The sequence below is a fragment of the Streptomyces sp. NPDC001922 genome, assembly GCF_042891165.1.
GTDB lineage: Bacteria > Actinomycetota > Actinomycetes > Streptomycetales > Streptomycetaceae > Streptomyces.
The window spans coordinates 425,729-433,627 of the sequence record NZ_JBIASV010000007.1 but is presented as its reverse complement, the minus strand read 5'-3'; the positions used below and the strand labels follow the sequence as shown (position 1 = coordinate 433,627).

At 73.0% G+C, this 7,899-nt stretch carries 8 protein-coding genes; all 8 read right to left on the bottom strand.

Annotation, left to right across the window (positions count from 1 at the left end):
• Positions 1-797: biotin carboxylase N-terminal domain-containing protein (locus ACFYYR_RS15830; RefSeq protein WP_388852568.1), on the bottom strand; the 797-nt coding region annotated here is incomplete at its 3' end.
• Positions 798-814: 17 nt separating this feature from the next.
• On the bottom strand, positions 815-1,021 hold the full coding sequence (locus tag ACFYYR_RS15825) for an acyl-CoA carboxylase subunit epsilon (RefSeq protein WP_388852483.1): 207 nt from the start codon (positions 1,019-1,021) through the stop codon (positions 815-817).
• Positions 1,018-2,682, bottom strand: coding sequence for an acyl-CoA carboxylase subunit beta (locus tag ACFYYR_RS15820; RefSeq protein ID WP_388852480.1), 1,665 nt, complete (start codon positions 2,680-2,682; stop codon positions 1,018-1,020). The genes ACFYYR_RS15825 and ACFYYR_RS15820 overlap by 4 nt, the downstream gene beginning before the upstream one ends.
• A 34-nt stretch (positions 2,683-2,716) precedes the next feature.
• Positions 2,717-3,688 carry an aromatase/cyclase gene (locus tag ACFYYR_RS15815; protein WP_388852477.1) on the bottom strand — a complete coding sequence of 324 codons (972 nt, stop codon included), beginning with the start codon at positions 3,686-3,688 and terminating at the stop codon, positions 2,717-2,719.
• A 116-nt stretch (positions 3,689-3,804) separates the two neighbouring features.
• Positions 3,805-4,593 (bottom strand): SDR family NAD(P)-dependent oxidoreductase, encoded by a 789-nt coding sequence (locus ACFYYR_RS15810; RefSeq protein ID WP_388852474.1) that lies wholly within the window; start codon positions 4,591-4,593, stop codon positions 3,805-3,807.
• A gap of 78 nt (positions 4,594-4,671) precedes the next feature.
• Positions 4,672-4,935 (bottom strand): acyl carrier protein, encoded by a 264-nt coding sequence (locus tag ACFYYR_RS15805; RefSeq protein ID WP_388852471.1) that lies wholly within the window; start codon positions 4,933-4,935, stop codon positions 4,672-4,674.
• A 255-nt stretch (positions 4,936-5,190) separates the two neighbouring features.
• Complete coding sequence (locus ACFYYR_RS15800; RefSeq protein ID WP_388852468.1) at positions 5,191-6,429, bottom strand: ketosynthase chain-length factor; 1,239 nt, start codon at positions 6,427-6,429, stop codon at positions 5,191-5,193.
• Complete coding sequence (locus ACFYYR_RS15795; RefSeq protein WP_388852465.1) at positions 6,426-7,760, bottom strand: beta-ketoacyl-[acyl-carrier-protein] synthase family protein; 1,335 nt, start codon at positions 7,758-7,760, stop codon at positions 6,426-6,428. The genes ACFYYR_RS15800 and ACFYYR_RS15795 overlap by 4 nt, the downstream gene beginning before the upstream one ends.
• Positions 7,761-7,899: the final 139 nt, after the last annotated feature.

Genomic DNA, 7,899 nt, shown 5'->3' with positions numbered 1-7,899 from the left:
CCGGCCTCCTTCAGGATGGCCTTCGACGCCGCGTACAGCTCCCGGTTCTGAGCCTCGCTCAGATAGGGGGCGGGGGCCTCCTCCACCAGCTTCTGGTGCCGGCGCTGCAGGGAGCAGTCACGGGTGGAGACCACCACGACGTTGCCGTGGGTGTCGGCCAGGCACTGGGTCTCCACGTGCCGGGGCTTGTCCAGGTAGCGCTCGACGAAGCACTCCCCGCGGCCGAAGGCGGCCACCGCCTCCCGGACCGCGGAGTCGTACAGCTCCGGGACCTCCTCCAGAGTGCGGGCGACCTTCAGACCGCGCCCGCCGCCGCCGAAGGCAGCCTTGATCGCGATCGGCAGGCCGTGCTCCTCGGCGAACGCCACGACCTCCTCCGCCCCCGAGACCGGGTCGGGCGTACCGGCCACCAGCGGCGCGCCGGCCCGCTGCGCGATGTGCCGGGCGGCGACCTTGTCGCCCAGGTCGCGGATGGCCTGCGGCGGCGGGCCGATCCAGGTCAGACCGGCGTCCAGCACCGCCTGGGCGAACTCGGCGTTCTCCGAGAGGAAGCCGTAGCCGGGGTGGACGGCGTCCGCCTGCGCGTCGGCGGCAGCCTTGAGGACCTTGTCGATGTCCAGATAGCTGGCGGCCGGTGTGTCACCACCCAGCGCGTAGGCCTCGTCGGCCGCGCGGACGTGCAGGGCATCCCGGTCCGGATCGGCGTAGACGGCTACGGATCCGATCCCGGCATCCCGGCAGGCACGGGCAACGCGGACAGCGATTTCGCCTCGGTTGGCGATGAGCACCTTGCGCACGACGTTTCCGTTCTCTCTCATGTTCCCCCCATCCAGGAGCGGGCGGGGCGGGACGCCCGGCGGGCCGCCCGCTCCCATTCCGCACGCTCCGTCGCGTTCCCGGCCGGCCCGGGCGGGGCCGCCCACCGGGCCCGGGCGAGCAGCACCGCGACGAGCGCCGCGATCTCCGTCTCGTCCGGGTTCCCGTGGAGGACCCGCAGCCCGTCCCCGGACACCGCGCTCACTGGGGCTGGTTCCCGTGCTTGCGGGACGGCAGGTCGGCGTGTTTGGCGCGGAGCATCGCCAGCGAGCGGATCAGCGCGGCCCGGGTGTCGCCCGGGTCGATGACATCGTCCACCAGCCCCCGTTCCGCGGCGTGGAACGGGTGCATCAGCTCGGTCCGGTACTCCTTGATCCGCTGTTCCCGTACGGCGTCCGGGTCGTCGGCGGCGGCGATCTCCCGGCGGAAGATGACGTTCGCCGCGCCGTCCGCGCCCATCACCGCGATCTCGTTGGTGGGCCAGGCGAGGGCGAGGTCCGCGCCGATGGAGCGCGAGTCCATGACGATGTACGCGCCGCCGTAGGCCTTGCGGACGACGACCGAGATCCGCGGCACCGTCGCGTTGCAGTACGCGTAGAGCAGTTTCGCGCCGTGCCGGATGATGCCGCCGTGCTCCTGGCCCAGCCCCGGCAGGAAGCCCGGCACGTCCACCAGGGTCACCAGCGGAATGTTGAACGCGTCGCAGAACTGCACGAAGCGGGCGGCCTTCTCGCTGGCGGGAATGTCCAGCACCCCGGCGAGGTGCTGCGGCTGGTTGGCGACGACGCCGACCACGCGGCCGTCCAGCCGGGCGAGGGCGCAGACGACATTGGCCGCCCAGGCGGGCTGGACCTCGAAGTACGCCCCGTCGTCGACGATCTCCTCGATCACGGCGGTCATGTCGTAGGCGCGGTTGGGATCGGCGGGGACCAGGTCCAGCAGGGCGTCGACCCGGCGGTCGGCGGGGTCCTCGCAGTCCTCGACGGGTGGCAGCTCCCGGTTGTTGGACGGCATTAGCGACAGCAGGAACCGCACGTCCTCCAGGCAGGACTGCTCGTCGTCGTAGGCGAAGTGGGCCACTCCGGAGGTGGCGGCGTGGACGTCGGCGCCGCCCAGGCCGTCGTGCGTCACCCGTTCGCCGGTGACCGCCTGCACCACGTCCGGCCCGGTGATGAACATCTGCGCGGTGTCCCGGACCATGAAGACGAAGTCCGTCAGGGCCGGGGAGTAGGCCGCGCCGCCCGCGCACGGCCCGAGCATCACGCTGATCTGCGGAATGACCCCGGAGGCACGGGTGTTGCGCTCGAAGATGCCGCCGTAGCCGGCCAGCGCGGTGACGCCTTCCTGAATCCGCGCGCCGGCCCCGTCGTTCAGGCTGACCAGCGGCGCTCCGGCCGCCGTGGCCAGATCCATGACCTTGTGGATCTTCGCCGCGTGGGCCTCGCCCAGCGCCCCGCCGAAGATCCGGAAGTCATGGGCGTAGACGAAGACCGTCCGGCCGTGCACGGTGCCCCAGCCGGTGACCACCCCGTCCGAGTGCGGGCGCCGCCGCTCCAGGCCGAACGAGGTCGACCGGTGCCGCCGGAGGGGTTCGATCTCGGTGAACGAGCCCTCGTCCAGCAGCAGTCCGATCCGCTCGTGCGCGGTCAGTTTGCCCTTCTCGTGCTGGCGCCGGGTGGCGGCCGGGTCCGGCCCCTGCCGTGCCGACTCCTTGACGGCACCCAGCTCGGCCAGGCGGTCGCGCGCCGAGCGCTCCGGCGGCCGGCCTGTCGTCCCAGGCGCCGGCCCCGGCCCTGCCGCGGGCGGACGGGGCGGGGCCGGCGCTCCCGCGGGGTTCTCGGACACGGTCTGTCGGGCGGTACGCATGCTGTTCCCCACTCCCTGGTCGCGGTGGTCCCCGTCAGGCCCGGCTGCGCGGGGTGCCGGTGCGGCGGCCCTCGGCGAACGTCTTGGCGTGCTCCAGCGTGATCCGGCTGTTCCCGCTGAGGGCGGTGTGCGCGAACTCGCGCGCGTCGGCGACCGTCGCCCCCTCACCGAGGACCTTCGCGACCGCCTCCGGCCTGATCACCACGGTGTGCCCGGAGGTCACCGCGACCCCGTCGCCCGCGGCCGCGACGGTCCATACGCCGGTGTGGGCGGTGAGCAGTGGCGGCAGCACGGTCTGCTTGTAGACGATGCGGCGCGGCGTGCCGTCCAGGCAGACCCGCACCGAGGAGGTGGTGTGCCGGGAGCCGTCGGCGGTGACGGTGTCCATCTCCATGATCTGCACGCCGGGGTCGTCCTCGCGCAGCACCATCCGGGAGACGTGCGGCAGCCTTTCGGGCCAGTCCTGTGCGTGGCGGATGAACGCGTGGACGTCCTCGGCGTCGCCGTCGACGAGGACGGTGTCCTCGAAGGACAGGGTGAGTTCCTCCCGCTCCGCGGCCGCTTCGGCGAGCGCCTTGATGTTCGCCAGCTCGGTGCGGCTGTTGCGGTCGGTCACCTCGTCGATCCACGCCAGGTCGCCGGGGTCGTCGCCGACGGCCCGGTAGCTGTGCTGGAGGGCGAGCGCGGTTCCGCCGTCCGGCCCGGGGCGCAGGATCCAGGCGCCGGCCATGGCGGCGACCGGCGGCTGGGACACCTCCTGCCGGAAGGTGACGCGCAGCCCCTCGGGGTCGAGTTCGCGCCGGGAGGTCCAGCTCTTGACCTCCTTCCCCGCGACCGCCCAGATGCGGAAGCGCTCGGTGCCGCTCCCCCGCTCCAGCCGTTGTTCCAGCTGCTCGACGTGGACCGTGGGCTCGAAGTGGACGGGCCACCGGCCGGTGTCGGCGATGATGCCGTACACCGTCCGGGGCGGGGCCGCGACGGTGGTGGTGTGCTCGACGGTCTTCATGTGCAGGTCCTCTTCCGTGGGGTTCCGGCTCTGCCGTGGGTACCGGCCGTTCCGTAGGTGCCGGTGGTTCAGTCGTTGCAGGCGTTCAGTCGTTGCCGGCGGTTCCTTGCCGGCGATCAGTAGTTGCCGAGGCCGCCGCAGACGTTGAGCGCCTGTGCGGTGATCGAGGAGGCCAGGTCGGTGAGCAGGTAGCCGACGAGGCCGGCGACCTCCTGCGGCGTGGAGTAGCGGCCCAGCGGGATCTTGGTCTCGAACTTCCGCAGCACCGCCTCCTCGTCGGTGTCCCAGATCCGGGCGTAGTTGGTGCGGACCTGCTGGGCCATCGGGGTCTCGACGTAGCCGGGGCAGACGGCGTTCACCGTGATCCCGGTCGGGGCGAGCTCCTGGCCGAGGGCCTTGGTGAAGCCGACGACACCGTGCTTGGACGCCGAGTACGGCGCTCCGAGGACCACTCCCTGCTTGCCGCCGGTGGAGGCGATGTTGATGATCCGGCCGCGCTCCTTGTCCCGCATGCCGCCGGTGGTCAGCACTTCGCGGGTCATGAGGAAGACGCTGTTGAGGTTGGTGTCGATGACGTCGTACCAAGTGTCGTCGGCGAGGTCGGCGGTGACTCCGCCACCGCTGCGGCCCGCGTTGTTCACCAGGACGTCGACGGGGCCGTACCGCTCCACGGCCGCCCGCACGAACCGGGCGACGTCGTCCCGGGAGCGGACGTCGCAGCGCCTGCCGTCCACCTGGAGTCCGCGCCCGCTCAGCCCCTTGACGGTGACGGCGAGGTCCTCCTCGTTCCGGGCGCAGATGAAGACGTTCGCGCCCTGCTCGGCCAGCCGCTCGGTGACGGCCAGGCCGATGCCGCTGGTGCCGCCGGTGACGATCACGGTGTCGGTACGGGTGTCGTTCGCCATGGGGTTCTCCTCCGTGCTGTCTGCTGGGGTCGGGGGCCGTCGGCCCGGCCGCGGGGGCCGGGCCGGCGAAGGGGCCGGTCAGGCGGGCGAGGACACCGTTGCGTTGACCAGGGCCAGGAAGAGGCGCGGGGTGCCGGCCTCGCCGACGGCGTCGTCGGAGAGCTTGACGCCGAGCCGGCGCTCGACGGCGCCGGCCGCTTCGAGCAGGGCCAGCGAGTCGTAGCCCAGGTCGGCGAAGGGTACGTCGAGGATGTCGCCCTCGAGGTCGATGCTCTCGTCCTCGCCCGCGCAGGCGCGCATGATGCCCTTCAGGTCGTCGAGGGTCAGTTCGGTGGTGGTCATGGTGGTTTCCGTTCTCATGTCGGGTCGGAACCGGCTCCGGAGCAGCGGAGCCGGGAGCCCGGGTGCGGGCCGCGGCGGATCAGGGAGGTCCGGAGGGCACCCTCCGGAGTACCGGCCGGGGGCGTGAGGGCCGACCGGTGTGATGGCCGTCGGCGCCCCCGAGCACCGGACGGCGCCGTGCGGAAGGTGGCCGGTGAAGGGCCGTACCGGTCAGGGACCGGTGTCCGGCGGGCGGTTCGGGGAACGCGGTGCCGGTCAGGCGTCGGCGTCGGGAGCGCGCAGCACCAGCGCCGCGTTGAAGCCGCCGTGCCCGCGGGCCAGCACCAGCGCGGTGCGGACGGACAGGGCGCGGGCGGTGTCCCGGACCAGGTCGAGCGGGCAGTCGTCGGCGGGCTCCGGTACGTGCAGGGTCGGCGGCACCATCGCGTCCCGCATGCTCAGCAGGGCGGCCGCCACGTCGAGGGAGCCCGCGCCGGAGTAGAGCCGCCCGGTCATCGTCTTGGGTGCGGTCACCGGGACCCCGTACGGCCCGAACACCGCGGTCAGCGCCTCGGCTTCGACGCGGTCGAGGTCCCGGGTCCCGGCGGCGTCCGCGAACACCGCGTCGATCTCCGCGGCACCCGCCCCGGCGTCGGCCAGGGCCAGTTCGACGGCGCGGCGCAGCCCCGGCTCCCGCCCGGTCTCCGGCGCGGGGTCGAAGGTCGCCCCGTACCCGGCGATCGTGCCGTAGCTGCGTGCCCCGCGCTCCCGGGCCGCCGCCGCGTCCTCCAGGACGAGGATCGCGCCGCCCTCCCCGGGCACATGGCCGTCGGCCCCGGCGTCGAAGGGCGCGTACGCCCGCTCCGGGTCGGCGCAGCGGGTGAGCCGGCCGCTGGTGTTCAGCGACACCAGGCCCCAGGGCGAGAGCGAGGCGTCCATCCCGCCGGACACGACCAGGGGGATGCCACCGCGTACGTGCCTGCGCGCGTGGGCCAGCGCGTCCAGGCCGCCGGCCTGGTCGGTCACCAGCACGCCGCTGGGTCCGCGCATGCCGTGCCGGATGGAGATCTGGCCGGTGTTCACCGCGTAGAACCAGGCGAACGACTGGTAGGCGCTGACGTATTCGGGGCCCTTGCTCCACAGCTTCTGCAGCTCGTTCTGCGCGAACTCGAAGCCGCCCGAGGAGCTGGCCGTCACCACCCCCATGCCGAACTCCGGCAGCTGCCCGGGGTCGGCGTCCGCGTCGGCCAGCGCCCAGTCCGAGGCGGCCAGCGCCATCCGGGTCATCCGGTCGGTCTGCGGGAGCATCCGGCTGGACAGGTGCTCCTCGGCGGTGAAGTCGAGGACCTCGCCCGCGAGGGGCGACGGGTATCCGCTGGGGTCGTAGCGGCTGATCCGGCCGATGCCGCTGGCGCCCTTCAGCGTCGCGGTCCAGTACTCCTCGGCGCCCAGCCCGTTCGGCGCGACGACACCGAGCCCCGTGACGGCGGTCTCCGGCCGCTGTGCGGTCCTCATGCCGCGCTCCTCTCCGCGGGACGGGTGAGCACCATGGCGCTCTGGAAGCCGCCGAAGCCGCTGCCCACGGTGAGGGCGGTGTCCACCGGCTGCTCGCGGGCCACCAGCGGTACGTAGTCCAGGTCGCACTCCGGGTCGGGGGTGTGCAGGTTCGCGGTGGGCGGCACCACCCCGTACTCGATGGCCAGGGCGCAGGCGGCGATCTCGATGGAGCCGATCGCACCGAGGGAGTGCCCGATCATCGACTTGATGGAGCTGACGGGGACCTGACGGGCGTGTTCACCGAGACTGCGTTTGAAGGCGGCGGTCTCGTGGCGGTCGTTCTGTTTGGTGCCCGAGCCGTGGGCGTTGATGTACGCGATGTCCTCCGGGTTCATCCGGGCCTCGTCCAGGGCGGCCGTGATGGCGACGGCCATCTCGCGGCCGTCCGGGCGCAGCCCGGTCATGTGGAACGCGTTGCAGCGGGAGGCATAGCCGCCGATCTCCGCGTAGATGTGCGCCCCGCGCCGGCGGGCGTGCTCGTACTCCTCGAGGACGAACACCGCGGCGCCCTCCCCGAGGACGAAGCCGTTGCGGCTCCGGTCGAAGGGCCGGGAGGCGTGCGCGGCGTCGTCGTTGCGCGGGGTGGTGGCCTTGATGGCGTCGAAGCAGGCCACGGCGATCGGGGAGATCGGGGCGTCGGTGGCCCCGGCCACCATGAGGTCCGCGCTGCCCTCGGCGATCAGTTCGCGGGCGTAGCCGACGGAGTCGAGCCCGGAGGTGCAGCCGGCCGAGACGACGGCGGCCGGCCCTTCCGCCCCGACGGCCTGGGCGACCTCGGCGGCGATGCTGCTCGGCACGAAGTGCCCGTACAGATGGGGTACTCCGTAGGAGTCGTCGACCAGCCAGCTGCGCCCGCTGTCGCTGAGGACGACGTACTCCTCCTCGAGTCCCATGGTGGCGCCCACCGCGCTGCCGATGGTCACGCCGGTCCGGGCCGGATCGAGTCCGGCCGTGGCCAGCCCGCTGTCCTGCACCGCCTCGCGGGCGGTGACCACCGCGAACTGCGTCGCCCGGTCCATCCGGCGGACTTCGCGGGGTGTCAGTCCTTCCAGGAGGGGGTCGAACGAGCACTCCGCGGCCACCTGGGAGCGGTACGGCGCGGGGTCGAAGAAGGAGATGCGTCCGGTCGCGGTGCGGCCGGAGGTGATGAGCTCCCAGAAGGCCTTGGTGCCGGTGCCGCCGGGGGCCATGACACCGATTCCGGTGATGACCACCCGGCGCGGGGCCCGGGGCGCTCGTCCCGGTTCCGCCGCGCGGCGGGAATCCACTGCTGGGTCCGTCGCTGACATGTTCGCTGCCTTTCATCGGTCGTCTCTCCGGCGTGCCGCGGTGCGGCTGCGGAGAAGGAGTGGAGGCGGCCGCCGGGTGTCGTGGGGCCTGCTGCGCGCAGGGGTCCGGCGGCCGGTCGGGCGACAGCGGACGTCGCGT

Excerpts from the sequence above, each read along its gene's own strand:
- ACFYYR_RS15820 (WP_388852480.1), bottom strand. The coding sequence starts at position 2,682 with ATGCGTACCGCCCGACAGACCGTGTCCGAGAACCCCGCGGGAGCGCCG.
- ACFYYR_RS15815 (WP_388852477.1), bottom strand. The coding sequence starts at position 3,688 with ATGAAGACCGTCGAGCACACCACCACCGTCGCGGCCCCGCCCCGGACG.
- ACFYYR_RS15810 (WP_388852474.1), bottom strand. The coding sequence starts at position 4,593 with ATGGCGAACGACACCCGTACCGACACCGTGATCGTCACCGGCGGCACC.
- ACFYYR_RS15805 (WP_388852471.1), bottom strand. The coding sequence starts at position 4,935 with ATGACCACCACCGAACTGACCCTCGACGACCTGAAGGGCATCATGCGC.
- ACFYYR_RS15800 (WP_388852468.1), bottom strand. The coding sequence starts at position 6,429 with ATGAGGACCGCACAGCGGCCGGAGACCGCCGTCACGGGGCTCGGTGTC.
- ACFYYR_RS15795 (WP_388852465.1), bottom strand. The coding sequence starts at position 7,760 with ATGTCAGCGACGGACCCAGCAGTGGATTCCCGCCGCGCGGCGGAACCG.